General features: G+C 73.2%; 20 protein-coding genes and 1 pseudogene. 20 read left to right on the forward strand and 1 reads right to left on the reverse strand.

Annotated features, from left to right (window positions below):
* The first annotated feature begins 4 nt into the window (after nt 1–4).
* The 4 genes and pseudogenes from queA to WMF43_RS10510 all read left to right on the forward strand — a co-directional run.
* Nucleotides 5–1129, forward strand: a complete 1125-nt coding sequence (gene queA, locus WMF43_RS10495; protein WP_437679405.1) for a tRNA preQ1(34) S-adenosylmethionine ribosyltransferase-isomerase QueA — start codon at nt 5–7, stop codon at nt 1127–1129.
* Complete coding sequence (gene tgt, locus WMF43_RS10500) at nt 1126–2247, forward strand: tRNA guanosine(34) transglycosylase Tgt (RefSeq protein ID WP_437679407.1); 1122 nt, start codon at nt 1126–1128, stop codon at nt 2245–2247. The genes queA and tgt overlap by 4 nt, the downstream gene beginning before the upstream one ends.
* A 241-nt stretch (nt 2248–2488) precedes the next feature.
* On the forward strand, nt 2489–4204 hold the full coding sequence (locus WMF43_RS10505; RefSeq protein ID WP_437679408.1) for a response regulator: 1716 nt from the start codon (nt 2489–2491) through the stop codon (nt 4202–4204).
* Between the two features lie 75 nt (nt 4205–4279).
* A pseudogene (locus WMF43_RS10510) lies at nt 4280–4369 on the forward strand (zinc-ribbon domain-containing protein); the annotation flags it as partial.
* A gap of 14 nt (nt 4370–4383) precedes the next feature.
* On the opposite strand, the gene WMF43_RS10515 reads toward WMF43_RS10510, so the two are convergent.
* Nucleotides 4384–4515, reverse strand: a complete 132-nt coding sequence (locus WMF43_RS10515) for a hypothetical protein (RefSeq protein ID WP_437684284.1) — start codon at nt 4513–4515, stop codon at nt 4384–4386.
* 481 nt (nt 4516–4996) lie between these two features.
* On the opposite strand from WMF43_RS10515, the gene WMF43_RS10520 reads away from it, so the two are divergent.
* The 16 genes from WMF43_RS10520 (at nt 4997) to dnaJ (ending at nt 24859) form a co-directional block, all read left to right on the forward strand.
* On the forward strand, nt 4997–6538 hold the full coding sequence (locus WMF43_RS10520; protein ID WP_437683983.1) for a GYF domain-containing protein: 1542 nt from the start codon (nt 4997–4999) through the stop codon (nt 6536–6538).
* 83 nt (nt 6539–6621) lie between these two features.
* On the forward strand, nt 6622–7026 hold the full coding sequence (locus tag WMF43_RS10525) for a cobalamin B12-binding domain-containing protein (RefSeq protein WP_437679410.1): 405 nt from the start codon (nt 6622–6624) through the stop codon (nt 7024–7026).
* Nucleotides 7027–7720: 694 nt separating this feature from the next.
* The gene (gene mraZ / locus WMF43_RS10530; protein ID WP_437679412.1) at nt 7721–8179 is read left to right on the forward strand and encodes a division/cell wall cluster transcriptional repressor MraZ; all 459 of its coding nucleotides are present in this window, start codon (nt 7721–7723) and stop codon (nt 8177–8179) included.
* Nucleotides 8180–8199: 20 nt separating this feature from the next.
* On the forward strand, nt 8200–9123 hold the full coding sequence (rsmH, locus tag WMF43_RS10535; RefSeq protein WP_437679414.1) for a 16S rRNA (cytosine(1402)-N(4))-methyltransferase RsmH: 924 nt from the start codon (nt 8200–8202) through the stop codon (nt 9121–9123).
* A complete protein-coding gene (locus tag WMF43_RS10540) occupies nt 9120–9482 on the forward strand; it encodes a hypothetical protein (RefSeq protein WP_437679416.1) in 363 nt (120 codons plus the stop codon). The genes rsmH and WMF43_RS10540 overlap by 4 nt, the downstream gene beginning before the upstream one ends.
* Nucleotides 9479–11566 (forward strand): penicillin-binding protein, encoded by a 2088-nt coding sequence (locus WMF43_RS10545; protein WP_437679418.1) that lies wholly within the window; start codon nt 9479–9481, stop codon nt 11564–11566. The genes WMF43_RS10540 and WMF43_RS10545 overlap by 4 nt, the downstream gene beginning before the upstream one ends.
* Nucleotides 11563–13167 carry a UDP-N-acetylmuramoyl-L-alanyl-D-glutamate--2,6-diaminopimelate ligase gene (locus tag WMF43_RS10550; RefSeq protein ID WP_437679420.1) on the forward strand — a complete coding sequence of 535 codons (1605 nt, stop codon included), beginning with the start codon at nt 11563–11565 and terminating at the stop codon, nt 13165–13167. Before WMF43_RS10545 ends, WMF43_RS10550 begins: the two co-directional genes overlap by 4 nt.
* Nucleotides 13164–14294: a phospho-N-acetylmuramoyl-pentapeptide-transferase gene (mraY, locus tag WMF43_RS10555; RefSeq protein ID WP_104978526.1), complete on the forward strand. Its 1131-nt coding sequence runs from the start codon at nt 13164–13166 to the stop codon at nt 14292–14294. Before WMF43_RS10550 ends, mraY begins: the two co-directional genes overlap by 4 nt.
* Before the next feature lie 5 nt (nt 14295–14299).
* Nucleotides 14300–15658: a UDP-N-acetylmuramoyl-L-alanine--D-glutamate ligase gene (gene murD, locus WMF43_RS10560; RefSeq protein WP_437679422.1), complete on the forward strand. Its 1359-nt coding sequence runs from the start codon at nt 14300–14302 to the stop codon at nt 15656–15658.
* Entirely contained in the window at nt 15655–16974 is a 1320-nt protein-coding gene (gene ftsW, locus WMF43_RS10565) for a putative lipid II flippase FtsW (protein ID WP_437679423.1), read from the forward strand. The genes murD and ftsW overlap by 4 nt, the downstream gene beginning before the upstream one ends.
* A complete protein-coding gene (gene murG / locus WMF43_RS10570) occupies nt 16971–18179 on the forward strand; it encodes an undecaprenyldiphospho-muramoylpentapeptide beta-N-acetylglucosaminyltransferase (RefSeq protein WP_437679425.1) in 1209 nt (402 codons plus the stop codon). The genes ftsW and murG overlap by 4 nt, the downstream gene beginning before the upstream one ends.
* Nucleotides 18179–19591 carry a UDP-N-acetylmuramate--L-alanine ligase gene (gene murC / locus WMF43_RS10575; RefSeq protein ID WP_437679427.1) on the forward strand — a complete coding sequence of 471 codons (1413 nt, stop codon included), beginning with the start codon at nt 18179–18181 and terminating at the stop codon, nt 19589–19591. The genes murG and murC overlap by 1 nt, the downstream gene beginning before the upstream one ends.
* Nucleotides 19588–20631 carry a cell division protein FtsQ/DivIB gene (locus tag WMF43_RS10580; protein WP_437679428.1) on the forward strand — a complete coding sequence of 348 codons (1044 nt, stop codon included), beginning with the start codon at nt 19588–19590 and terminating at the stop codon, nt 20629–20631. The genes murC and WMF43_RS10580 overlap by 4 nt, the downstream gene beginning before the upstream one ends.
* A gap of 147 nt (nt 20632–20778) precedes the next feature.
* Nucleotides 20779–22101: a cell division protein FtsA gene (ftsA, locus tag WMF43_RS10585; RefSeq protein WP_437679430.1), complete on the forward strand. Its 1323-nt coding sequence runs from the start codon at nt 20779–20781 to the stop codon at nt 22099–22101.
* Nucleotides 22102–22346: 245 nt separating this feature from the next.
* On the forward strand, nt 22347–23615 hold the full coding sequence (gene ftsZ / locus WMF43_RS10590; protein ID WP_437679432.1) for a cell division protein FtsZ: 1269 nt from the start codon (nt 22347–22349) through the stop codon (nt 23613–23615).
* Nucleotides 23616–23767: 152 nt separating this feature from the next.
* Entirely contained in the window at nt 23768–24859 is a 1092-nt protein-coding gene (dnaJ, locus tag WMF43_RS10595; RefSeq protein WP_437679434.1) for a molecular chaperone DnaJ, read from the forward strand.
* Nucleotides 24860–24912 lie beyond the last annotated feature (53 nt).

A 24912-nucleotide genomic window follows, 5' to 3' on the forward strand; every position in this document is an offset into this window, starting at 1 on the left:
CGGCGTGCGCTGCGAGCTCCTCGACTACGAACTTCCTGAAGCGCTGATCGCGTCGCGACCCCCCGAGGAGCGGGACGGAGCCCGGCTCCTCGTGGTCGATCGCGGCCGCCCCGCCGGCGAGGTCGAGCACGCGGCGGTCCGCGATCTCGACCGGTACGTCGAGCGCGGGGCGCTCGTCATCATCAACGACACGAAGGTCGTCCCCGCGCGGCTGTTCGGCAAGAAGCGCGGCACGGGCGGGCAGGTGGAGATCTTCCTGCTGCGCCGGCTGGACGAGGACCCGGCCGGCGGGGGCGAGGGATCCGCGGCCTCGCAGCAGGCCGCGGCGCGCCCCGAGCGCTGGCAGGCCATGGGGCGTGCGTCCAAGCCGATCCGCCCGGGCGCGACGGTCGATCTCGGGCACGACGGCGCGCTCGTCGCGGAGGTGCTGGAGCGCGCGGAGGACGGCGTGCTCACGGTGGAGCTCTCGTCCCCCGCCGGGCTGCCCGTGGCCGCCGCGATCGACGCGATCGGCCACGTCCCGCTCCCGCCGTACCTCGGCCGCGGCGACGACCCCGCCGATCGCGAGCGGTACCAGACCATCTTCGCCCGCGTCCCCGGCGCGGTCGCCGCGCCCACGGCGGGCCTGCACTTCTCACCCGGCCTCGTCGAGCGGCTCCGCGCGAACGAGGTCGAGATCGCGAGCGTCACGCTGCACGTCGGCCTCGGTACGTTCCAGCCGGTGACGGCCGACGATCTCGATCGGCACCCGATGCACGCCGAGGTGTACTCGGTCACCGAGGCGACCGCCGACGCGGTCGCGCGAGCGCGCGCGCGCGGCGCCCCGGTGGTCGCGATCGGGACCACCGCGGTGCGCGCCCTGGAGAGCGCCGCCGATCCCGCGCGCGCGGGCCACGTGCGGCCGCAGGCGGGGGAGACGCGCCTCTTGATCCAGCCCGGCCATACCTTCCGCGTCGTGGACGCGCTCCTCACGAACTTCCACCTGCCGCGCTCGACGCTGCTCGCGCTCGTGTTCGCGTTCGCCGGGCGCGAGCGCACGCTGCGCGCGTACCGCGCGGCGATCGACGCCGGCTACCGCTTCTACTCGTACGGAGACGCCATGTTCATCCGCGGGGAGGGCGCGCCGTGAGCCCGACGCCCGGCTTCGCCTTCGCCGAGCTGGCGAGGGACGGCCACGCCCGCGCGGGCGTGCTCACCACGCCGCACGGCGAGGTGCCGACCCCGACGTTCATGCCGGTCGGCACCCAGGGGAGCGTGAAGACGCTGACGCCCGGCGAGGTGGCCGCCACCGGCGCGAGGATCGTCCTCGGCAACACGTACCACCTGTGGCTGCGCCCGGGGCCCGAGCTCGTCGCGCAGCTCGGCGGCCTGCACGCGTTCACGCGCTGGCCGCACGCGATGCTCACCGACTCCGGAGGGTTCCAGGCCTTCTCGCTCGCCGAGCGGCGCACGCTCGTGGAGGACGGCTTCGTGTTCCGGTCGCACCTCGACGGCGCCCGCAAGGCGCTCACGCCCGAGGTCGCGATGGAGGTGCAGGGGCTGCTCGGGGCCGACATCGCGATGCAGCTCGACGTGTGCCCGCCCGGCGGCGCGCCGCGCGCGGAGGTCGAGGCGGCGTGCCGCCTGACGACGCGCTGGGGCAAGCGCTGCCTCGACGCGAAGCGCCCCACCCAGGCGCTCTTCGGGATCGTGCAGGGCGGCACCTCCGTGGCCCTCCGCATGGCGCACGCGGAGGAGCTCGCCGCGATGCCGTTCGACGGGCTCGCGCTCGGCGGCTTCTCCGTCGGCGAGCCGATCGCGCTGATGCACGAGGTCGTCGCGCAGATCGCCCCGCACCTCGATCGCGCGCGCCCCCGCTACCTCATGGGCGTGGGCACGCCGATCGATCTGCTCCACGCGATCGCCGCTGGGGTCGACATGTTCGACTGCGTGCTCCCGACCCGGAACGCGCGCAACGGGCAGGCGCTCACGCAGCACGGCAAGATCGTGATCAAGCAGGCGCGCTACAAGGACGATCCGTCGCCGCTCGACCCGACCTGCAGCTGCCCCACGTGCGCCGGGGGCTACAGCCGCGCGTACCTGAGGCACCTCTACATGGCCGGCGAGATCCTGGTGCTGCGCCTGCTGACGGAGCACAACCTCCACCTGTACGGCCGCCTCATGCGCGAGGCGCGCGCGGCGATCGTCGAGGCGAGGTACGCGGCGTTCGCCCGCGCGTGGCTCGACGCGCCCGGCGCGAGCGAGTGACCTACATCGTCCCCCTCGGCGCGCCGTCGCGCTGCTGGCGCGGAGGCGAGCGCAGCGCCCGCGCCCGCGCGCCCTGGGCGGCGCCTCGGCGGCGCTCGACCTGGCCAGAGGCCCGAGGCGCCGGCGAGGGGCTGGCCGGAGGGCCCCGGATCGGTCGTACCAGCCGGACGGCCGTCCCGGCGCAAGTCGCGTGCTTGCCCGCGCATTGCCGGTCCATTAGCCTTTGAAGTCGGCCCGCGGAATGACGCAAGAAGCCAACAAGAAGCCGCTCGGACGCATCCTCCTGCAGCAAAGGGCGGTCACGCAGCCCCAGCTCGAACAGGCGCTCCTCGACGCGCGCGCGAAGGGCGTGCCCCTCGCCACGAACCTCATCGAGAGCGGCACGGTCTCCGAGGTCGCTGCGCTGAAGGCCCTCTCCGAGCAGAGCGGCGTTCCTGGCATCGATCTCAACCAGGTCTGCATCAAGCTGAGCGACCTCTCGATCCTGCCCCGCGAGATCGCCGCCAAGCACAAGCTCCTGCCCGTGCTCGTCCGCGAGGACCGCATCCTCGTGGCGATGGCGGCGCCCGCCGACAAGAAGGTGATCGACGAGCTCGAGTTCGTGACGGGCAAGCGCGTCTTCCCGTACATCGCGCTCGCGGGCCCGCTCGTGCGGACCATCGCGGCCGCCTACGACATGAAGGAGCAGGGCGAGCCGTTCTACGTGGGCGCGAAGTGCCCGCCCGAGGTGCTGAAGCGCGCCGGGCTCGGCGCCGCGTCGGCGCCCGCTCCCGAGGCGCCGCCCGCGCAGCCTGCGCCGCCCGCGCAGCCTGCGCAGCCTGCGCCGCGCCGGGTGCCTCCCGCCGCGCCGCCTTCGCCCTCCGCCGCGCCGTCGGCGTCGGCCGCACCGCCGCCTGCGCCCGCCCAGGCGCCCGCGCCCCCTGCGCCCAGCGCCGCGCCGCCGGCGCGACCCGCGCCGGAGCGCCCGCGCGACGACGCGGAGATCTCGTTCGCCGACCTCTCCGACGACCCGAGCCCACCTGCCGCCGCGTCGCCGGCGCGCATCTCCTCGGCCGGCCCCCCGCTCGTCGTCGACGACGCCATGCGGAGGGCCGCCGCGGCCGATGAGCTGACGGACACGGATTTCGGCACCGCGGACCGCGATCTGTCGGTCGTCGAGTCGCTCCCCACGGGCACCGGCAAGGCGCCCCAGGGCGATCAGACCACGGTCCTCGTCGTCGACGACGAGCCGGAGATCCGGAAGCTGCTCCGCCGCATCTTCGAGGAGCGCGGCTACCGCGTCGAGGAGGCCGACCGCGGGCTGCTCGCCCTGCGCATGGTCAAGGAGAATCCGCCCGACGTGATGATCCTCGACGCCATGCTGCCGGAGGTGCACGGCTTCGACATCGCCCGGCGGATGAAGGGCACCCAGCGCTACGGCCACATCCCGATCATCATGATCTCGGCCGTCTACCGCGGGTGGCGCTTCGCGGAGGACCTGAAGTCGAGCTACGGCGTCGAGGCCTACATCGAGAAGCCCTTCCGGGTCGCCGACGTCGTCGCCGCGGTGGAGAACGCGCTCCAGGCGCGCTCGATCCGCGGCGATCAGGACCGGATCTCGGCCGAGGCGGAGCGCCTCCTCGCCGCGGGCATCGCCGCGTACCGCGCGGGCGACTTCGACAAGGCCGTGCGGCACCTGCGCGAGGGCACGGCGATCGACCCGCTGGCCTACCGGCTGCACTTCCACCTCGGCCTGCTCTACGGCAAGCAGGGGCAGCTCTACGACGCCATCCAGGAGCTGGAGACGGCGCTCCACATCAACGGCAAGCACTTCCCCGCGCTGAAGAACCTCGCCGTGCTCTACCAGAAGGCGGGGTTCCGCAACAAAGCCATCGAGACGTGGGAGCGCGCGCTGGGCGTCGCGCCCGATGATCCGACGCGGCAGTCGATCAAGGAGCACCTGCTCGGGCTGCTCTGACCGCGCCTCCCCTGTGTCGTCCGAGGCCAAGCTGTCGTAGACTCCGGTGATTCCACCGGCAGGCGCGTCCCTCGGATGAAATTCATCTGCGATAACTGTAAGGCCAAGTACCAGATCGGGGACGAGAAGGTCGCCGGCAAGATGGTACGCATGAAGTGCCGGCGGTGCGGGCACCTCGTTCAGGTCAGCGCGAGCGTCACCGAGAGCTCCGTGGCGCAGGCGCTCCCGGTCGAGCCGCCGCGCGCGGCGATCGACGACGTGCACCTCGCCCCGCCGAGCGAGGACGTGCCGTCCGCCGCCGCGACCGCCATGGCCGGGGCGCCGGCTGCGGACGCCCGCGCCGCGGGGGTCCCGAAGCCGGCGGCCAGGCCTCAAGCGGCCGCGCCCCTGGGTCAGGCGGCGGCGCCCGGGCCCCCGAGGCCGGCGTCGCCGCCGCTCTCTCGCCCGGATGGCGCGCCTGGCGCGCCTCGCCCGGGGGTCACGCCGCGCTCCGCCCCTGGGCCGGCGGTGAACCCTCGTCCCGGGACGGCCGCGCCGGCGCCTTCGGAGGCTCGTCCGGCTCAGCCGTCCTCCGGTGTGCAAGCCCCGGCGCCTCCCGCTCCGGCATCGGCCGTCCGTGCGGCGCCCGCTCCGGCATCGGCCGTCCGTGCGGCGCCCGCTCCAGCAGCGCCGGCCCCGGCAGCGCCCGCGAGGGTGGCGCCGGTCGCGGCGGCGCCTGCTCCCGCGGCGCCCTCCGCCCGCGGGGGAGAACCCGCGCCGCCGACGGGGATCGCCGGCGCCTTCAAGCGGACGATGTCCGAGGATCGCCCGCTCTCGAAGGCGCCGTCCGTGCGCGCGACGTCGAGCGAGGACTGGTACGTCGGGGTGGGGGGCGTCCCGCTCGGCCCGGTGCGGCTCGCCGTCATCCGGGAGAAAGCGCTGGCAGGCGCCGTGGACGGCGATTCGCTGGTCTGGCGCGAGGGGTTCGACGAGTGGCTGCCGCTGAAGAACTTCCCTGAGCTGCTCGAGATCGTCACCCAGGCCCAGGCCACCCGCGTGGCCGCCCCCGCGCGCCGCACCAGCACGATCTCTTCCGTCGGTCAGCCTCCCGGCCATCCTGCTGCCAGGGCCACTCCTCCTCCTTCGGCGAGGGTCCCTCCGCTCGCGCCCGCCCCCGCGCGTGCGGCGGTGCGCGAGCCGGATCCTCCCGGGGTCAACGCACCGCCGCCGGCCGCTGCTGACTCGGTGGCTGCATTCTCCGCAGGTAGCCCCGCCGCGGCCCCGCTGCCTGCATCCGCTCCGCATTTCACCCCGGTTCCGCCCGCGGCGGTGAGCGCGCCCGCGGCGGTGAGCGCGCCCGCTGTTGGGAGCGGCCCTGCTGGGATGAACGCACCCGCCCCGAGGAGCACGCCCGCCGCGTGGCCAGCCGGCCCCGGCGGCGGACCGGAGGCTCGCCCAGCGGGCGCTGCGCCGGTCGAGGTGCTCTCCGATCCCTTCGCCGCCAACAGGCTCGCCACCCCCGCCGAGCCGCCGCCGAGGCTCACGCCGGCGCCGCCCACCGCGCCCAGCGCCGTTCGTCCCGCGGGGAGCCTGACCTCCGGCGCGGAGCCCGCCCCCTTGGTGGCCACGCCGGCGAGCCTGGTGGAGACGGTCGCGCCGAGGCGGCGCTCGGGCATGAGCCCGATCGCGTACGCGTTCATCGCGATGGCCGCCGCCTTCGGCGGCGTCTCCGCCTACGTCCTGCTCGCTCCCAGGCCGCAACCCGTGCAGATCGTCACGGCCCCGCAGGCGCAGAGCCAGCCGGTCGCCCTACCGACGGCGGCGCCCCCGCCCCCGCCGAGTGTCGAGCCGGAAGCTCCTCCGCCGGCCGGCACCCCGTCTCCCCAGGCAGAGGTCGTCGCGCCGGGCAAACCGGCCGGGGCGACGGGCCAGCGCACCCAGCCGGAGAAACCCGTGGCCTCGAGCACCCCGGCGCCCTTTGACCGGTCCGGGTTCGGCGCCGGGGTCCCCGGCCCCACGTCAGGACCGGGCAGCCAGGGCGCGGGCGCCGGCCAGAGCCAGCTCACGCAGGGGGAGATCTCGGGCGTCGTCGAGACGAACCGCCCCGGCGTCCGCCGCCATTGCTGGCAACCCGCCCTCGACGCGCGGGCGCGCAACGCGTCCAGCACCGCCCGGGTCACGGCGTCCGTGGTCATCGGCGCCTCCGGCGCCGTCCAGTCCGCCTCGGCCAGCGGCTCGGAGAAGGACTACCCAGGCCTGTCGAGCTGCATCGCCTCGCGCATCAAGTCCTGGCGGTTCCCGCCTTCCTCGGGCTCCACCCCGGTGAGCATCCCCTTCGTTTTCGCTGCCCAGTAAAGAGCGCGCCCCGTGTGGGGAAGGCCGCGCCGGGAGGGCGCTGCGCTTTACGTCGGACCGGGCAGGCGGTAATCGACGCGATCATGGCAGAGCGCAAAGTCCGAATCCTCGTGGCGAAGCCCGGCCTCGACGGCCACGACCGTGGCGCCAAGGTCGTCGCCCGAGCCCTCCGCGACGCGGGCTTCGAGGTCGTCTACACGGGCCTGCACCAGACGCCCGACATGATCGCGTCCGCCGCGGTGCAGGAGGACGTCGACGCCGTCGGGCTGTCGATCATGTCCGGAGCGCACAACACCCTCTTTCCGGCCGTGATCGAGGCCCTGCGCAAGCACGGCGCCGACGACATCGTGGTGTTCGGCGGGGGCATCATCCCCGACGAGGACATCGAGCGCCTCCAGGAGGCCGGCGTGAAGGGCGTCTTCACCCCCGGGACCACCCTGAAGACGATCGTGGAGTGGGTCCAGACCCACGTGACCCCCCACAGCTGAGCCCCCGAAGGGGGTCCAGACCCACGCGACCCCCCACAGCTGAGCCCCCGAAGGGGGTCCAGACCCACGCGACCCCCCACAGCTGAGCCCCCGAAGGGGGTCCAGACCCACGCGACCCCACCGCTGACCGCCTGACGACGGTCGCGGGGTGGGTCCAGACCTGGGTGACCCCCCACCGGTGACCTCGCCCCCCGGCGCGCCTCCCCACTCTCCCCCACCACGCGCCTCCCCACTCTCCCCCACCACGCTTCCACCCGCCCGGCTCCTCCCCCGGGGATGCAGCGTCGCTGAACCCGCCTGGCTCGCGGCACCCTCCCCTTGGCGTCTCGAGCCTACGTGTCGCGACGTGCAAATAAGTAATATTTAATACTTTATTTTCTTTCTTGCGCTCTTCGCCATTTCCCGTCCGGGACCGCTCCCGAGGTGCTCCCCACTTCATCCCACGGGCTTCAGGTACCTTTGTCGAGCAGAAACCACTCGATATTATTGAGGATTACTGTGTGCGCTAATGTCTTACATGGTCGGCGGATGAGGTCCAGAAAACTCCCAAACTGTTGACACTCGGCACCTCCCTCCGTAGCGTGGCGGAGCTTCGTGGGAAGAAGTGGCAGAGAATGTCACGGCGCGGCGTGCACCCGGTGGAGCAACGCGTCGCCAAGCCCTCGGCGGGACGGGCCAGCCGGAGCTGCGGTCGATGAGCACGATGTTTCGCGGTCACTTCGAGCACGCGATCGACGCGAAGGGGCGCACGAGCCTCCCTTCGCGGTTTCGCGACGTGCTCGCGGCCGCGAACGACCTGCGCATGGTCATCACCCCGGCCCTCTTCGACCCCTGCCTGCACGCCTACCCGATGCGCGCCTGGGAGGAGCTGGAGGCCAAGATCGCCGCGCTGCCGCAGTTCGATGCCAACGTCGTCGCGTTCCGGCGCCGCTACCTGTCCGCCGCCGTCGAGTGCGACCTCGACAAACAGGGCCGCATCCTCATCCCGCCGTCCCTCCGCGATCACGCCGGCCTCACCAAGGACGTGCTGTGGGCAGGGATGGGGCAGACGATCGAGCTCTGGTCGACGGAGCGGTGGAAGGCCGCCCAGCAGATGAACGAGGCCGAGCTCCAGAGCTTCAAGACCGCCATCGCGGAGCAGTTCCGCCTATGAACGTCGTCAATGTAGTCCCCATGCACCTGCCCCCCCCACCGCCGCGCCCGCGCAGCGCGCCGCACGTCACCGTCCTCGGACGTGAGGCGATCGCCGCCCTCTCGCCTTCCAGCCAGGGCGTCTACGTCGACGCCACCCTCGGCGCCGGCGGCCACGCCGAGGCCATCCTCGAGACCCCCGGCGCGCGTGTCATCGGGATCGACCGCGACGAGCGCGCCCTCGAGATCGCGCGCGCCCGGCTCGCCCGCATGGGGGACCGGGTGACCTACGTCCACGGCGAGTTCTCCGAGATCGAGCGGCACCTCGCCGCCCTCGGCGTCTCGCGTGTCGACGGCCTCCTCGCCGACATCGGCGTGAGCTCGATGCAGCTCGACGACCCGGCCCGCGGCATGAGCTTCCGCGCCGAGGGGCCGCTCGACATGCGGATGGACCCGAGCCGCGGGGAGACGGCGCTCGAGCTCATCGAGCGGCTCAGCGACGAGGAGCTCGCGAACCTCATCTATCACTACGGCGAGGAGCGCCGCAGTCGGCGGGTCGCCCGCTGTATCAAGCAGGCGCGCGACAGCGGCGAGCTCGAGACGACCCTCGACCTGCGGCGCGCCGTGGTGCGCGCGGTCGGACCGGCGCGCATCGGGGGCGTGGATCCGGCGACGCGCACCTTCCAGGCGCTGCGCATCGCCGTGAACGGAGAGCTCGACGAGCTCGAGGCGCTGCTCGCCGCGGCGCCCCGGATCGTCGCGCCCGGCGGGGTGATCGCCGTGATCTCCTTCCACTCGCTCGAGGACCGCATCGTCAAGCGCGCGCTGCGCGAGCCCGAGGTCTGGCAGCCGCTCACGAAGAAGCCCGTGACCGCGGGCGATGACGAGATCGCCGATAACCCGAGGGCCCGCAGCGCGAAGCTCCGCGCGGCGCGGCGCGTCGCCGGCGCGGAGGCGCTCACGTGACGCAGCGGCCGTTCCTCGCGCTCTGGACGCTCGCCATCGCCGCGACCGTGGCGGCGTTCGTCGTGCACCTCGCGCTGCGCGGGCGCACGGTCGACCTCGGCTACCGCCTCGGGCGGGCGCGCGCCGAGCAGGCGCGGCTGCGCGAGGTGAAGCGGGTGCTCTCGCTCGAGGCCGCCAGCTACGAGACGCCGCAGCGCGTGGAGATGGTCGCCCGCACGCTGCTCGGCATGACGCCGCCGCCGCCCGAGCGCGTCATCCCGGTGCGCGGGTACACGGCGGCGGTCGACGAGCGCGAGCGCGAGTCGACGGACGCAGAGGCCGGCCGCGCGCCGTCGGCCCAGGGCGAGGTGCAGGAATGAAGAACCTCGATCCCCGGCGCGCCCGCTGGATCCGCATCCGCATGGGGCTGCTCTGCGGCCTCATGGCGGTCGGGCTGGGCGGCGTCGTGTCCGGCGCCTACCGCATCGAGGTCGAGGACGGCGACGCGTGGTACGACCTCGCGGAGCGGCAGCGCCAGCGGCGGCTCCACATCACGCCGAAGCGCGGCACCATCTACGACCGGAACGGCGCGCCGCTCGCGGAGAGCGTGGAGGTGCCCAGCGTCTCCGTGGACGCGGTCGAGATGCTCCGCGGCATCGACGAGAAGTACATCCCGACGCAGATCCAGCAGTACGCCGAGCGCATCGCGCAGGCGCTCTCGCTGCCCGTCGAGGAGGTCGCGGAGAAGCTCGGCCGGCGGCGCCGGTTCGCCTGGCTCAAGCGCCGCATCTCCGAGCAGGAGGTCGAGAACGTCCGCGCGCTCTCGGACCGGACGCAGCGCTACCCGGTGCGCGGGCTCGTGATCGAGGGCGAGGGGCGCCGCTTCTACCCGAACCGGGAGCTCGCCGGGCCGCTGCTCGGCTTCGTCGCGACCGACGGGGAGGGGAAGGAGGGGATCGAGCTCAGCCTCGAGCACGAGCTGCGCGGCAACGTGTCCGAGGTGCGCGGGCTCCGCGATCGATCGGGGCGGCTCATCTTCTCGGAAGGGATCGCGGACGAGCAGGCGCTCGCCGGGCACAACGTCCACCTCACGATCGACAAGGGCATCCAGTTCACCGCCGAGCGCGAGCTCCAGGCGGCGGTGAAGACCTACGAGGCGATCGGGGGCTCGATCGTCGTGGTCGATCCGGAGAACGGAGAGATCCTCGCCATGGCGAGCGCCCCGGGGTTCAACCCGAACGACTACTCGTCGAGCGATCCGGGGTCGCGGCGCAACCGCTGCGTCGTCGATCGCTTCGAGCCCGGATCGACGATGAAGGTGTTCGCCATCGCGAGCGCGCTCGCGGCGAAGAGCGTCTCCCCGAGCGCGACCATCTACTGCGAGGAGGGGAACATGGCGATCGACAACGTCGTGATCCACGACACGCACGTGCACAAGTGGCTGACGCTCCCGCAGATCCTCGCCCAGTCGTCGAACATCGGCACGGCGAAGATCGCGCTCGGGCTCGGCGAGCAGCGGCTGTACGAGGGCTTCCGCCGGTTCGGCTTCGGGGACCTCCCCGGCGTGCCGCTGCCGGGCGAGTCCGTGGGCGTTCTCCGGCCGCGCGGCCGCCCGTGGGTCCAGGTCGAGACCGCGGCGGCCGCGTTCGGCCAGGGGATCAGCGTGACCACGCTCCAGCTCGCCATGGCCATGGCGGCGATCGCGAACCGCGGGCGGCTGCTCGAGCCCGTCCTGATCAAGCGGATCACCGACGGCACGGGCGTCGCGCTGTCCGAGACCTCGCCGCGCGTGCGCCGCGACGCGGTCCCCGCGTCGATCGCGCGCATGGTGTCGGAGATGCTCGTCGCGGTGACCGAGGGGGACGGGACCGGCGTCGAGGCCGCCATCCCGGGCTTCCGCGTCGCGGGCAAGACGGGCACGGCGCAGAAGATCGACCCGGCGACGGGCAAGTACACCGACACCCACTACGTGGCGTCGTTCGTCGGGTTCGTCCCGGCCGAGCGGCCGCGGCTCGCCATCGCGGTGGTGCTCGACGAGCCGATGGGCGGCACCTACGGCGGCGGCTCGGTCGCGGCGCCCGTGTTCCGTCGGGTCGGCGAGATGGCGCTGCGGTACCTGGGCGTCACGCCGCGCGGGAGCGTGCCGGTGAAGCTGTCGGAGATCTCGGAGCAGTCCGGGGCGGACATCGCGGCGAACACCTACCAGGTGCTGAGCGAGGCGCGCGCCGCGGCGGCGCCGATCACGACCGCGGTGGTCACCCCGTCCGCGCCGCTCAAGAGCGGGGAGCTGCGCGTCCCCGATCTCACCGGGCTGCCGCAGCGCGAGGCGGTGAAGAGCGCCGCCGCGCTCGGGCTCGACCCGAGCATCGAGGGCACGGGGAGGCTCACGCGCCAGGAACCTCCGCCCGGGACCGTCCTGCCCAAGGGCTCGCCCCTGAAGCTCATCTTCGAGCCCCCCACATGACCGCGCGCGCGCACACCGACACCGCCGTCCCCGGGGCCGCGCTCGCGACGCGCCTCGGCGACGTGCTGCGCGAGCTCCCGGGCGCCGCGCTCCACCCGCCGGAGGCCGCGGACACGCTCGTGTCGGGCGTGCACCTCGACTCGCGCAAGGTCGCCGCGGGCGACATCTTCGTCGCGCGCGCGGGCGCGAGGGCGCACGGCGAGCGCTTCATCCCGGAGGCGGTCGCGCGCGGCGCGCGGGCGATCGTCGTCGCCCGCGGGAGCGCGGCCGACACGCTCGGCGTCCCCCGCGTCGAGGTGCCCGACGTGCCGCTCGCGCTCGCCCAGGCCGCCGCGGTGGTCTACGGGCACCCGACCTTCACGCTCGACGTCGTCGGCGTCACCGGCACGAACGGCAAGACGACGACGGCCCACCTCGTCCAGGCCTGCGTCGACCGCTGCGGCGGGCGGGCCGGGATCGTCGGGACGCTCGGCTACCGGTTCGGCGATCTCGATCTCCCCGCGTCGCACACGAGCCCCGAAGCGGACGATCTCGCCCGCGTCGCCGCGGCGATGGTGGCGCGCGGCGCCACGCACCTCGTGATGGAGGTCTCGTCGATCGCGCTCGCCGCGAAGCGCGCCGACGCGATCCGCTTCCGCGTCGCCGTGTTCACGAACCTCACCCAGGATCACCTCGATTACCACGGCACGATGGACGCCTACGCCGCGGCCAAGGCGCGCCTGTTCACCGAGCTCGGGCCCGGCGCCGCCGCCATCAACGTCGACGACGCCTTCGGGCGGAAGCTCGTCGAGATGCTCGCCCCGGGCGGGCCGTCGCGCCCGCCCGCGTCGACGCTCGCGCGGTACTCGACGCAGGTGGGGGCCGCTCCGGACGCCGCGGAGATCGCGCCCGTCGCGCTCGAGCACGCCGCGAGCGGCATCACCATCCGCGCCCGGACGCCGGGCGGCGAGGTCACCCTCCGCTCGCCGCTGCTCGGCGCGCACAACGCGTCGAACCTGCTCGCCGCCCTGTCCGTGGCGCACCTGCTCGGGCTCGACCTCCGCGACGCCGCCGCGGCGCTCTCCGCGCCGATCCAGGTCCCGGGCCGCCTCGAGCGCTGCGACACGCCGGGCGAGGATGACGTGATCGTGCTCGTCGACTACGCCCACACGCCGGACGCGCTGGCCCGCGTGCTCGCGAGCGTGCGCGCCCTCGGAGAGGGGCGCGTCCTCTGCGTCTTCGGGTGCGGCGGGGATCGCGATCCGCTGAAGCGGCCGCAGATGGGCGAGGCCGTCGGGCGGGCCGCCGACGTCGCGGTCGTCACCAACGACAACCCGCGGAGCGAGGATCCGCGCGCGATCGCCGACGCCATCCTGCCGGGCCTCGCCGCCGGGCGCGCGCGCGTCGTGGTCGAGCTCGACCGCGCGCGGGCGATCGAGCGCGCGGTGCTCGACGCGGCGCCGGGGGACCTCGTCCTCATCGCGGGCAAGGGCCACGAGCCGTACCAGATCATCGGAGGCGTCACGCTCCCGTTCGATGACCGCGACGAGGCGCGCCGCGCGCTCGCCGCGCGCCGCGCTCGGCCTCGGGCCGATCGGCAGGACCACGGAGGTGCGGCGTGATCTACGAGCTCTTCTATCCGCTCAAGTTTCACTACAGCTGGCTGAGCTGGCTCAACGTCCTCCGCTACATCCCGTTCCGCACCATCATGGCGACGATCACCGCCATGGTGCTGACGTTCGTGCTCGCGCCGTGGTTCATCCGCGAGCTCCGGCGCAAGCAGATCGGGCAGGTGGTCCGCGCCGAGGGGCCGGAGACGCACAAGATCAAGGCGGGCACGCCGACGATGGGCGGCGCGCTCATCCTGCTCTCGCTGCTGCTCCCCACGGTGCTGTGGGCCGACCTCAGGAACCCCTTCGTCCTCGCGACGGCGGCGGTCACCGCGGGCTACGGGGTCATCGGCTACCTGGACGACTTCCTCAAGATCAAGCGGAAGAACAGCGGCGGCCTGCCCGGTCGCTACAAGCTGATCGGCCAGGTGCTCATCGGCGGCGCGGCCGTCGCGTACACGTTCCTGCTCGCCTCCAAGCTCCCGCCGGACTGGGCGGAGATCAGGACGCGGCTGTCGATCCCGTTCGTCGCCTTCTCGAAGTACCCGATCGAGCTGCCGCTCTACGTGTACGTGCCGTTCGCCGTCTTCGTCGTGGTCGCGACGTCGAACGCCGTGAACCTCACCGACGGCCTCGATGGGCTCGCGATCGGCCCCGTGATCATCAACGCGGGGACGTACCTCATCCTCGCGTACATCGTCGGCGCCTCCATCGCGAACTTCTCGCTCGCGGCCTACCTCGACATCCCGGCGATCGCGTCGGCGGGCGAGCTGTCGGTGTACTGCGGCTCGGTCATCGGCGCTGGGATCGGCTTCCTTTGGTACAACACGTACCCCGCGCAGGTCTTCATGGGGGACGTCGGGTCGCTCGCCCTCGGGGGCGGGCTCGGCATGCTCGCCGTCTTCACCAAGAACGAGATCCTGTCGATCATCCTCGGGGGGATCTTCTTCATCGAGACGGTCAGCGTCATCACGCAGGTCCTCTCGTTCAAGCTCACCGGCAAGCGCGTCTTCTTGATGGCGCCGATCCACCACCACTACGAGAAGAAGGGGTGGGCGGAGCCCAAGATCATCGTCCGCTTCTGGATCATCTCCATCCTCCTGGCGCTGGTCTCGCTGGCGTCGATGAAGCTGCGCTGAGGGACATGATGGACGTCCGTGGACGCACAGTGATCGTCGTCGGGCTCGGCCGGAGCGGTGTCGCGGCCGCGCGCCTCTTGCTGGAGCGCGGCGCGCGCGTCGTCGCGAACGACGGCGCCCCGCGCGAGCGGCTCTCCGCCGCCGCGGCGGCCCTCGAGGCCGAGGGCGCCGCGCTCGCGCTCGGCGGGCACGACCCGGCGCTGTTCGAGCGCGCGGACCTCGTGGTCGTCTCGCCGGGCGTGCCGTCGTTCCCCGCGCTCGACGAGGTCGCGCGCTCCGGGCGCGAGGTCATCGGCGAGCTGGAGCTCGCGTCGCGCTTCGTGTCCGCGCCGATCGCGCTCGTCGGCGGCACCAACGGCAAGAGCACGACGACGGCGCTCACGGGCGCGATGCTCGCGCGCGCCGGCCTCCGCACCTTCGTCGGCGGCAACTTCGGGACGCCGCTCGCCGAGGCGGTGAACGATCCGTGGGACGTGCTCGTGCTGGAGATCTCGAGCTTCCAGGCGGAGCGGGTCCCGACGCTGCACGCCCGCGCCCACGCGCTCTTGAACATCACGGACGACCACCTCGATCGCTACCCGAGCCTCGCGGCGTACGCCGACGCGAAGGGCAACCCGTTCGAGCGCATGACGCCGCAGGACGTCGCGGTCGTGCCCCTCGGCGACGCGCTCGTGGCGCGCCAGGCGGCGCGCGGTCACGCGCGGGTCGTGACGTTCAGCGCGAGCGACCCCCGCGCCGACGTCGCCGTCGAGGGCGGCGCGATCGTCGATCGGGCCGCCGGCGCGCGTTACCCGCTGGATCGGATCACGCTCGCGGGCGCGCACAACCTCGCGAACGCCTGCGCCTCGGCGGCGCTCGCGTCCGCGCTCGGCGCGCCCCACGCGGCGATCGCCGAGGCGCTCGCGCGCTTCGAGGGGCTCCCGCACCGCACCGCGCTCGTCGCGGAGCTCGGGGGCGTCCGCTACTACGACGACTCCAAGGGCACGAACGTCGGCGCGTCCGTCGCCGCCCTCTCCGGCCTGCGCGAGGCGAAGGCGGTCCTCATCGCGGGCGGGCGCGATAAGCTCGGCGACTACGCGCCGCTCGTCGCCGCGCTGCGCGAGCGGGGGCGCGCCCTGGTCGTCCTCGGCGAGGCGGCGGACCGCATCGCCGCCGCGGCGGGCGGCGTCCTGCCGATCGCGCGGGCCGGCTCGATGGACGAGGCGGTCCTCGCCGCGCGCAAGCTCGCCCAGCCGGGCGACGCCGTGCTGCTGAGCCCCGCGTGCTCCAGCTTCGACATGTTCCGCGACTACAAGGACCGCGGCGACGCCTTCGTCCGCGCGGTGCGCGCGCTCGAGAAGGCGGCCGGGGAGGTGGCGTCATGATGGGCTGGAGCGGCGGGTTCGGCGCGCGCGCCGACGCACCCAAGAACCGGCACATCGGCCCGTCGGAGCAGGACAAGGCGGACGCGGGCGCCGCGGCGGCTCCGCAGCGGTCCTGGTGGGTGAGCTCGAGCCCCTCCGGCCCGGTCGACGCCCTGCTCGCGGCCGTCGTCACGGCGCTCATCGGCTTCGGCGTGGTGATGGTCTACAGCGCGAGCGCCGTCGAGGCGACGGTGCGCTACAAGGACGCGCAGTTCTTCCTCAAGCGCCAGGCCACCTACGCGGTCCTCTCGATCGCCACGATGTGGATCACGAGCCGCATCGACTACCGGCGGATCAAGGTGCTCACGTACCCGGTGCTCATCGCCGTGACCGGGATGCTCGTCGCCTGCGTCGCGGGGCTCGGGCACAAGGCGGGCAACGCCTACCGGTGGATCGCGCTCGGCCCGATCAACGTGCAGCCGGCCGAGATGGCGAAGCTCGGCATCGTCCTCTGGCTCGCCTACTCGCTCTCGAAGAAGGCCGATCGCATCAAGTCGTTCTCCGTCGGCTTCCTTCCGCACCTCATCGTGGTCGGGCTCCTGATGCTCCTCTGCCTCAAGCAGCCCGACTTCGGCAGCGCGGTCATCCTGCTCTTCTTGACGTTCACGCTCCTGTTCGTGGCGGGCGCGCGGGTCCCGTACATCGCCGCGTTCACCATGCTGCTGGCGATCGCCGGCGCCGTGCTCGTGCGCTTCAGCGGCTACCGCTACGCGCGTTACCTCGCGTGGATGGACATGGACAACAACCGCGCCGACCTCGCGTACCAGCCGTTCCAGTCGGTCATGAGCTTCGGCTCGGGCGGCGTCTCCGGCCTCGGCCTCGGCCGGGGTCTCCAGGTGCTCTACCTGCCCGAGGCGCACACCGACTTCGTGTCCGCGATCGTCGGCGAGGAGCTCGGCTTCGTCGGCATCGTCGGCCTCTGCGCGGCGTACCTCGTCATCGTCTCGCGCGGCGTGAAGATCGCGCTCGAGGCCGACGACGACTACGGCAGCTTCATGGCGTTCGGCATCGCGACGCTCTTCGGCGTGCAGGCGATGACGAACCTCGCCGTCGCGATGGCGATCCTCCCGACGAAGGGGCTCACGCTGCCGTTCCTCAGCTACGGCGGCTCGTCGCTGCTCGTGAACGCCGCGGCCGCCGGCATCCTGCTCAGCATCAGCCGGGCGAGGACCCCGGTGGCGGCCGCGCAGGGCGGCAAGGCGGGCGCCGCGCCGATCCCGAACGCGCCGAGCGCGTCGGCCGTGATCGCCGCGTCGGCCGGGGAGGGCAGCGCGTGACGACCGTGCTCATCGCCGGCGGCGGGACCGGCGGCCACGTCTTCCCGATGATCGCCGTGGGCGACGCCGTCCGCGCCGCGGCGCCCGACGCGCGTGTCGTCTACGTCGGCACGGCGCGCGGCATCGAGGTGCGCGTCATGGGCGAGCGCGGCGACGCGCTCGAGCTGCTCCACGTCCTGCCGCTGCGCGGCGGCGGGCTCTCCGGCTTCGTGCGCGGCGCCGCCCGCGCGGGCCGCGTCCTGCCCGAGGCGCGGCGGCTCGTCGAGCGGCTCGACGCCCGCGTGGTGCTCTCGCTCGGCGGGTACGCGGGCGGCCCGGTCTCCCTCGCCGCGCGCTCGCTCGGCGTTCCGCTCGCGATCCTGGAGCCGAACAGCGTGCTCGGGCTCTCGAACCGGCTCCTCTCGCCGATCGTGGACCGCGCGTACATCGCGTTCCCCGAGGCGGCGCGCGCGCTGCGCGCGAGCTCGGTGCGGCTCTTCGGCGTCCCCCTCCGGCGCGCGTTCGCCCGCGCGCCGTACGCGCCGCGCGACGGCAAGCTCAGCCTGCTCGTGCTCGGCGGCAGCCAGGGCGCGCTGGCGCTGAACGACGTCGTGCCGCGCGCGATCGCGGCGAGCCGCGCGCGCGGCGTCGACCTCGACGTCGTGCACCAGACGGGCAGGGATCGCGAGCCCGCGGTCCGTGCGCTCTACGTGGAGCTCGGCCTGTCCGAGCGCGCGCGCGTCGTCCCGTTCATCGACGACGTGGCCGCGGCGCTCGCGGCGGCCGACGTCGTGATCGCCCGCGCGGGCGCGTCGACCCTCGCGGAGCTCTGCGCCGTGGGCCGCCCTTCAATCCTGATTCCTTACCCGTTCGCGGCGGACGATCACCAGCTGAAGAACGCGCAGTCCCTGGCGCGCGCCTCCGCCGCGGTCGCGATCGCGCAGGCCGACGCCACCGAGGCGCGCCTCGCGGGCGAGATCGCCCGGCTCGCGGCGGATCCGGCGCTCCGGACCCGCATGGCGGACGCCTCGGCGGCCCTCGCGGCGCCCGACGCGGCGGCGCGCGTCGCCGCGGATCTGCTCGAGCTCGCGCGGGCTCCGCGCCACCGCGCGCTGCGCTTCCCGCTCGGCGGCCGCGTCGAACGCGCGGGGGAGGCGCCGCGCCGCGCCGCGATGGAGGAGGCCGCGCCGCGAGGCGCCGCCCTTGGCTGGAAGGAGGCTGGCTGATGTTCCGCGGTCGCGTACGCCACGTCCATTTCGTCGGCATCGGCGGCGTCGGCATGAGCGGCCTCGCCGAGATCCTGCGCTCGCTCGAGTTCGAGGTCTCGGGCTCGGATCTCAAGGAGAGCTCGACGACGCGCCGCCTCACGTCGCTCGGCGTGCGGATCGACATCGGCCACCGCGCCGAGAACGTCCGCGGCGTCGACGTCGTCGTCTACTCGAGCGCCATCCGGCCCGACAACCCCGAGCTCACCGAGGCGCGCGCGCTCGGCATCCCGGCGATCGGCCGCGCGGAGATGCTCGCCGAGCTGATGCGCGTGAAGTACGGCGTCGCGATCGCGGGCTCGCACGGCAAGACGACCACGACCTCCCTGGTCGCCACGGTCCTGCGCGCCGCCGGCCTCGATCCCACCGTCGTCGTCGGGGGCAAGATGGCGGCGCTCGGCACGAACGCCCGGCTCGGCGCGGGCGATCTGCTCGTCGCCGAGGCCGACGAGAGCGACGGCTCGTTCCTGCGGCTCACCCCGACGATCGCGGTGGTCACGAACATCGATCCCGAGCACCTCGACCACTACGGCACGCACGAGCGCATCAAGGACGCCTTCGTCGAGTTCGCCGCGCGCGTGCCGTTCTACGGGCTCGCCGTGCTCTGCCTCGACCACCCGCACGTGCAGGACCTGCTCCCGCGCATCCCCCGCCGCCACGTGACGTACGGCGTCTCGCCGCAGTCGGACTACTCCGCGCGCGGCATCCAGTTCCGCGGCCTCGAGACGAGCTTCAACGCCTACCGCCGGGGAGAGCCGCTCGGCGGCTTCACCGTGAAGATGCCCGGCGCGCACAACGTCCTGAACTGCCTCGCGACGATCGCGGTCGCGGACGAGCTCGAGGTGCCGCTCGACGTCACGAAGCAGGCGCTGGCGACGTTCGGCGGCGTCGCTCGCCGCTTCACGATCGTCGGGTCCATCGGCGGCGTCACGCTGGTCGACGACTACGGCCACCACCCTGCCGAGATCCGCGCCACCATCGACGCCGCTCGGCGCGCGTTCCCGGGCGAGGACCACCGCGTCGTCGTGGCGTTCCAGCCGCACCGGCACACCCGCACGCGCGATCTCTTCGACGAGTTCACGCGCGCCTTCAATCAGGCCGACGTGCTGCTCGTCACGGACATCTACGCCGCGGGGGAGCCGCCCATCCCCGGCGTCACCGCCGAGCGCCTCGTCCAGTCGATCCGCGAGCACGGGCACCACGACGCGCGCTTCGTCGCGGACAAGGCCGATCTCCCGGAGGCCCTCGAGCAGATCGTCCGGCCGGGCGACGTGGTCATCGCGCTCGGGGCGGGCGACGTGAACGCCTGCGTGCGGGACCTCAAGACGCGGCTCGAGGCGAAGGCGCAGCGCCCGCAGGAGGGAGGCTCATGACCGAGCGCCCGAGCGCCCCGCCGCCGCCGAACCGCCGCCGCGCGCCGCCGCCTTCGGCCGCGGCGCCGCCTGCCCGATCCGCGCCCGCGCGCGGCTCGAAGCCGGAGCCCGCGCGCGGCTCGAAGCCCGAGCTGCCCGCGGCGGCGCCGAAGAACGAGCGCGTGCGCGCCTCCGCCCAGCCGCATGAGTCGCCGCCCCCTCCGGCGACGAGCGTCTCCGTGCGCCCGCCGCGCCCCTCCGCGAGCGACGGCGGCTCCCCCGGGGCGCCGCGCGCCGCGCGGCCGATCGCGCGTCACCTCCGCGCGCTTCAGCTGCTCGCGGGCGCCGCCGTCGTGCTCGTCGCCTCGACCGCGGTCGCGTGGGGCGCGCGCCGCTACATCGTGTCGAGCCCGCGCTTCGCCGTGCGCACGGTGCTCGTCGACGGCGTCCAGCGCCGCACCGCCGAGCAGGTGGCGAGCTCCGGCGGCATCGAGGTGGGCAAGAACATCTTCACGCTCGACCTCGAGCTGGCCGGCGCCTCGATCTCGGCCGACCCCTGGATCGAGAAGGCTACGGTCACCCGCAAGCTCCCCTCGACGATCCACGTCAGCGTCGTCGAGCGGGAGGCGCAGGCCCTGGTCGCGATCAGCGGCGAGCTCTACCTCGCGACGCGCGACGGCGAGCTCTTCAAGGCCCTCGCCGAGGACGACCCCGTCGACCTCCCGATCGTCACGGGGATCACCGGCGAACAGGTGGCCCGGGACCGCGCCGGCGTCGTCATCGCGGTCAGGCGCCTCCTCGACGTCGTCGAGGACATGGCGCGCGCCGGCGTCGCGCGCCGCTACCCGATCCAGGAGCTCCACGTCGAGCGGGACGGAGCGGTCGTCGTCACCATCGGCAAGGAGGGGATCGCGCTCCACCTCGGCCAGCCGCCCTACCGCGACAAGGTCGGCCAGGCGTCGCGGGTCCTCGCCGAGCTCGCCCAGCGGAAGGCGAACGCGTCGGTGATCTTCCTCGACAACGACGCGCACCCCGAGCGCGTCGTGGTGAGGATGAAATGATCGCCGCCGCCCTCTCCCCGCCCCGCGCGATCGCGCGCCGAACAGCCGCAAAACTTGGCCGGTTCCGCGCGCTCATGGCAGCGTCGTGCCCGCCTGACACGCGCACGGGGCTCGTCCCCGTCGTCCCCGCATGAGGTGGTGCACGCAATGAAGAGCCGGATGGAGACTACTGAGATCGTCGTCGGCCTGGACATCGGGACGACCAAGGTCTCGGCGGTCGTGGGCGAGATCGACGCGGATGGAATCACCATCCTCGGGGTGGGAAACGTCCCGTGCCGCGGCCTGAGGAAGGGCGTCGTGAGCAACATCGACTGGACGGTCCGCTCGATCTCCGAGGCGATCGAGGCCGCGCAGACGATGGCGGGCGTCGAGATCCGCACCGTCTACGCCGGCGTGGCCGGCAGCCACATCCGCTGCCAGCAGTCGGACGGCGTCGCGGCGGTCTCGGGCGGCGAGGTCACGCGGGTGGACGTCGAGCGCGTCCTCGAGGGCGCGCGGGCCATCCCGGTCGACGCGGACCGCCAGATCCTGCACGTCCTGCCGCGCGAGTTCACGGTCGACAACCAGGACGGCATCCGCGACCCGGTCGGCATGAGCGGCGTCCGGCTCGGCGTGAAGGTGAACCTGATCACCGCCGCGACGTCGTGCGTGCAGAACGTCGTCCGCTGCGCCGAGCGCTGCGGCCTCACCGTCGCCGACGTGGTCCTGGAGCCGCTCGCCAGCGCCGAGGCGGTGCTCTCCGAGGACGAGAAGGAGATCGGCGTCGCCATCATCGACATCGGCGGCGGTACGACCGACCTGCTCCTCTACGTGGACGGCGGCATCGCGCACGCCAGCGTGATCCCCGCGGGCGGCAACAACGTGACGGCCGACATCGCCGCCGGCCTGCGCACGCCGATGGGCGAGGCCGAGCGCCTGAAGCGCAACGCCGGCTGCGCGCTCGGCCGCATGGTCGGCGACGACGAGGAGATCGAGGTCCCCGGCGTGGGCGGGCACCTGCCGCGCAAGGCGGCGCGCCGCGTCCTGTCGGACATCATCGAGCCGCGCGTCGAGGAGATCTTCGCGGTCATCCGCAAGCGGATCGAGGACACCGGCATGCTCGAGCAGCTCTCGGCCGGCGCGGTGCTCACCGGCGGCGGCGTCCTGATGGAGGGCATGACCGAGTTCGCCGAGGAGATCCTGGGGATGCCGGTGCGCCTCGGCGTGCCCGTCGGCGTGCGCGGCATCACGCAGCTCGTCGCCGGCCCGCAGTACGCGACCGGCGTGGGCCTCGTTCAGTACGGGGCCAACGCCCTCGCGCAGGCGCGCGCGCTCGCGCCGGCGGCGCTCGACGTCGGCCACGTCGGCCGCGTCGACGTCCGTCGCGACAAGCTCCGCGAGCGCGAGGCGCGCCGCGAAATCGTCGAAGAAATTCAGATTGAAAAGAGGTCGAGCGGGAGGTTTTGGAACTGGCTCAGAGCAGCATTCTAGAATGACGTCGCAGAAGAAAGTTGTTAGAGAATCGGGTTTGAGAGGGTCGGAAGGACGCATCGGCGAGCTCATCTAGACGTCGAGTCAAGAGGGTTTGTAGAACGGCTTCAAAGGGGAAGAGGCGCCCCGATGAACGCCGTCCCGAGCGAGGACGTCCTCGTTTCACTTAGGGTTCCGCGCCGCTCGACCACCGCGAGGGTCGGCGCCGGGCCGAGCGGCTAGCTGTACATCCCCGGGAGGAGTTCATGAGTTTCTCCATCGAGTTTGCCGACGAGCACACCGGGTACGACGCCCGGATCAAGGTCATCGGTTGTGGCGGTTCTGGCGGCAATGCAGTCAACACGATGATCAACTTCGGCCTCGAGGGCGTGGAGTTCATCGTCGTCAACACGGACGCCCAGGCGCTGGGCGCGAGCCTCGCCCCGACCAAGCTCCACATCGGGGCGAGCGTCACGCGCGGCCTCGGCGCCGGCGCCGATCCCGAGAAGGGCCGCAAGGCGGCGCTCGAGGACGTGACCCGGGTGAAGGAGTGCATCCAGGGCGCGGACATGGTGTTCGTGACCGCGGGCATGGGCGGCGGCACCGGCACGGGCGCCGCGCCGGTCATCGCGCAGCTCGCGCGTGAGGAGGGCTGCCTCACCGTCGGCGTCGTGACGAAGCCGTTCTTCTTCGAGGGCAAGCAGCGCTCGCGCCGCGCCGAGCTCGGCCTCGCCATGCTCGCGGAGCACGTCGACACGCTGATCACGATCCCGAACCAGAAGCTCCTCACGCTGGGCGACGAGGACCTCTCGTTCGTCGAGGCGTTCCGCAAGGCGGACGAGGTGCTCTACCAGGCGATCAAGGGCATCAGCGATCTCATCACCCAGAACGGGATCGTGAACGTCGACTTCGCCGACGTGAAGACGGTCATGTCCAACATGGGCCGCGCGCTCATGGGCACCGGCTGCGCGAAGGGGCAGGGCCGCGCCCGGCTCGCCGCCGAGATGGCCGTCAGCTCGCCGCTGCTCGACGACATCTCGGTCGAGGGCGCGACCGGCGTGCTCATCAACATCGTCGGCGGCCCCGACATGCGGATGCGCGAGATCGAGGAGGCCGCGACGCTCGTGCAGGAGCAGGCGCACGAGGACGCGAACATCATCTTCGGCGCGACCATCGACGAGAACATGGGGGAGATGATCAAGGTCACGGTCATCGCGACCGGCTTCGATCACCTCGTCGCCGAGGTCCCTCAGCAGCTCGCGAGCGCCGCGCAGCCGCGCGCCACCGCGCACTCCATCGGCGCGTCGCTCGCCGCCGCGGCCGGCCCGCTGTCGGCCCGCTCCTCCCCGAGCGCGCCTCCGATGACGCAGCGCCAGCCGCACCGGCACGAGGAGGTCGCGTACCCGACCTCGCGCCGGGCCGCGCCGCAGGCGCAGTCGGCCGGCGGCGGTCCGGGCACGCGCGAGCGCGCGAGCTTCGTGCCCCCGCTCGACGCGGACTGGGACACGCCGGCGTTCCAGCGCCGGGGCCAGTAGCAGCGTCTCCTCCCGCACGGAAGGCCTCATGAAGCGCGGCCTGCCGTGACGTTCACGCTGTAGAACGCGTTGACAGGCGCGGGCGACGACTTATGGTCAGCCGGCGCCTATGCCCCCTGTCCGGGCAGGATCGACGCGGCGGTCCACGATTCATGAGTGAAAAGCGCGACTTCTACGAAGTTCTTGGCCTCGCGCGAGACGCGGCGCCCGACGATATTCGGAAGGCCTATCGTCAGGCGGCGCTGAAGTACCACCCGGACCGGAACCCCGGGGACACGTCGGCGGAGTCTCGCTTCAAGGAGGCCACCGAGGCGTACCAGGTCCTCTCCGACGAGGAGAAGCGCAGGCGGTACGATCAGTTCGGGCACGCCGGCCTCGAGGGCATGGGCGGCGGGTTCGACGGCGACATCTTCTCCCACTTCCAGGACATCTTCTCGGAGTTCTTCGGCGGGTTCGGCGGCGCGGGCCAGCGCCGGCGGCGCGGCGGCCCGGCGCGCGGCCAGGACATCCGGGTCCAGCAGCGGCTCTCGCTGCGCGACGCCCTGCTCGGCTGCAAGCGGGAGGTCGTCCTTCGCACCCCGGTGGCGTGCGAGGAGTGCTCCGGCTCGGGCGCGAAGCCCGGGACGAAGCGCAAGCCGTGCGGGACGTGCGGCGGCGCGGGGCAGGTCTCGACCTCGCGCGGCTTCGTGATGTTCACCCAGACGTGCCCCGAGTGCTCGGGCGAGGGGTCGGTCATCAAGACGCCGTGCGCCACCTGCAAGGGGTTCGGCGCGGTCGAGAAGACGCGCAAGGTCGTGGTCAACTTCCCGGCCGGCATCGACGGAGGGCAGCGGCTGCGCGTCCCGGGCCAGGGGATGCCGGGCGCCCAGGGCGCGCCGCCCGGCGATCTCTACGTCGACGTGGATCTCGCCGCGGACGAGCGCTTCGAGCGCGACGGCCTCGACCTCGTCACGCGGGCGCCCATCTCGTTCGTCGACGCCGCGCTTGGCAGCACGATCAAGCTCGATCTGCCGGACGAGACGACGGTCGACGTCGAGATCCCGGCGGGGGTGCAGCCCGGCGAGGTGATCTCGGTGAAGGGCAAGGGCGCGCCGCGGATCGACGGCCGCGGCCGCGGCGCCCTCCAGGTGATCGTCCAGGTCGAGGTGCCGCGGAACCTCTCGCCGGCGGCGCAGGAGCTGCTCCGGCAGTTCCAGGACGAGGTCGCGAAGCACCACGGCGGCGCGAAGGCGGCGACGGCCTAGGCGCCTCGCGGTAGCGGTCGGCCGCACGAGGGCGCCGCGGGAAGCAGCGCCGC

Origin of the sequence: Sorangium sp. So ce131 (assembly GCF_051519095.1) — a bacterium.
Classification (GTDB): Bacteria; Myxococcota_A; Polyangia; order Polyangiales; family Polyangiaceae; genus Sorangium.

What these genes read in the sequence shown, in the direction of transcription:
- WMF43_RS10580 (WP_437679428.1), top strand. Translation starts at nt 19,588, where the DNA reads ATGACCGAGCGCCCGAGCGCCCCGCCGCCGCCGAACCGCCGCCGCGCG.
- WMF43_RS10520 (WP_437683983.1), top strand. Translation starts at nt 4,997, where the DNA reads ATGTCCGAGGATCGCCCGCTCTCGAAGGCGCCGTCCGTGCGCGCGACG.
- ftsZ (WP_437679432.1), top strand. Translation starts at nt 22,347, where the DNA reads ATGAGTTTCTCCATCGAGTTTGCCGACGAGCACACCGGGTACGACGCC.
- WMF43_RS10545 (WP_437679418.1), top strand. Translation starts at nt 9,479, where the DNA reads ATGAAGAACCTCGATCCCCGGCGCGCCCGCTGGATCCGCATCCGCATG.
- mraZ (WP_437679412.1), top strand. Translation starts at nt 7,721, where the DNA reads ATGAGCACGATGTTTCGCGGTCACTTCGAGCACGCGATCGACGCGAAG.
- WMF43_RS10550 (WP_437679420.1), top strand. Translation starts at nt 11,563, where the DNA reads ATGACCGCGCGCGCGCACACCGACACCGCCGTCCCCGGGGCCGCGCTC.
- WMF43_RS10505 (WP_437679408.1), top strand. Translation starts at nt 2,489, where the DNA reads ATGACGCAAGAAGCCAACAAGAAGCCGCTCGGACGCATCCTCCTGCAG.
- dnaJ (WP_437679434.1), top strand. Translation starts at nt 23,768, where the DNA reads ATGAGTGAAAAGCGCGACTTCTACGAAGTTCTTGGCCTCGCGCGAGAC.
- murC (WP_437679427.1), top strand. Translation starts at nt 18,179, where the DNA reads ATGTTCCGCGGTCGCGTACGCCACGTCCATTTCGTCGGCATCGGCGGC.
- WMF43_RS10515 (WP_437684284.1), bottom strand. Translation starts at nt 4,515, where the DNA reads ATGGCGGTCGCGGCGGCGGACGGCACGTCCTCGCTCGGCGGGGCGAGG.
- ftsA (WP_437679430.1), top strand. Translation starts at nt 20,779, where the DNA reads ATGAAGAGCCGGATGGAGACTACTGAGATCGTCGTCGGCCTGGACATC.
- murD (WP_437679422.1), top strand. Translation starts at nt 14,300, where the DNA reads ATGATGGACGTCCGTGGACGCACAGTGATCGTCGTCGGGCTCGGCCGG.
- rsmH (WP_437679414.1), top strand. Translation starts at nt 8,200, where the DNA reads ATGCACCTGCCCCCCCCACCGCCGCGCCCGCGCAGCGCGCCGCACGTC.
- WMF43_RS10525 (WP_437679410.1), top strand. Translation starts at nt 6,622, where the DNA reads ATGGCAGAGCGCAAAGTCCGAATCCTCGTGGCGAAGCCCGGCCTCGAC.
- ftsW (WP_437679423.1), top strand. Translation starts at nt 15,655, where the DNA reads ATGATGGGCTGGAGCGGCGGGTTCGGCGCGCGCGCCGACGCACCCAAG.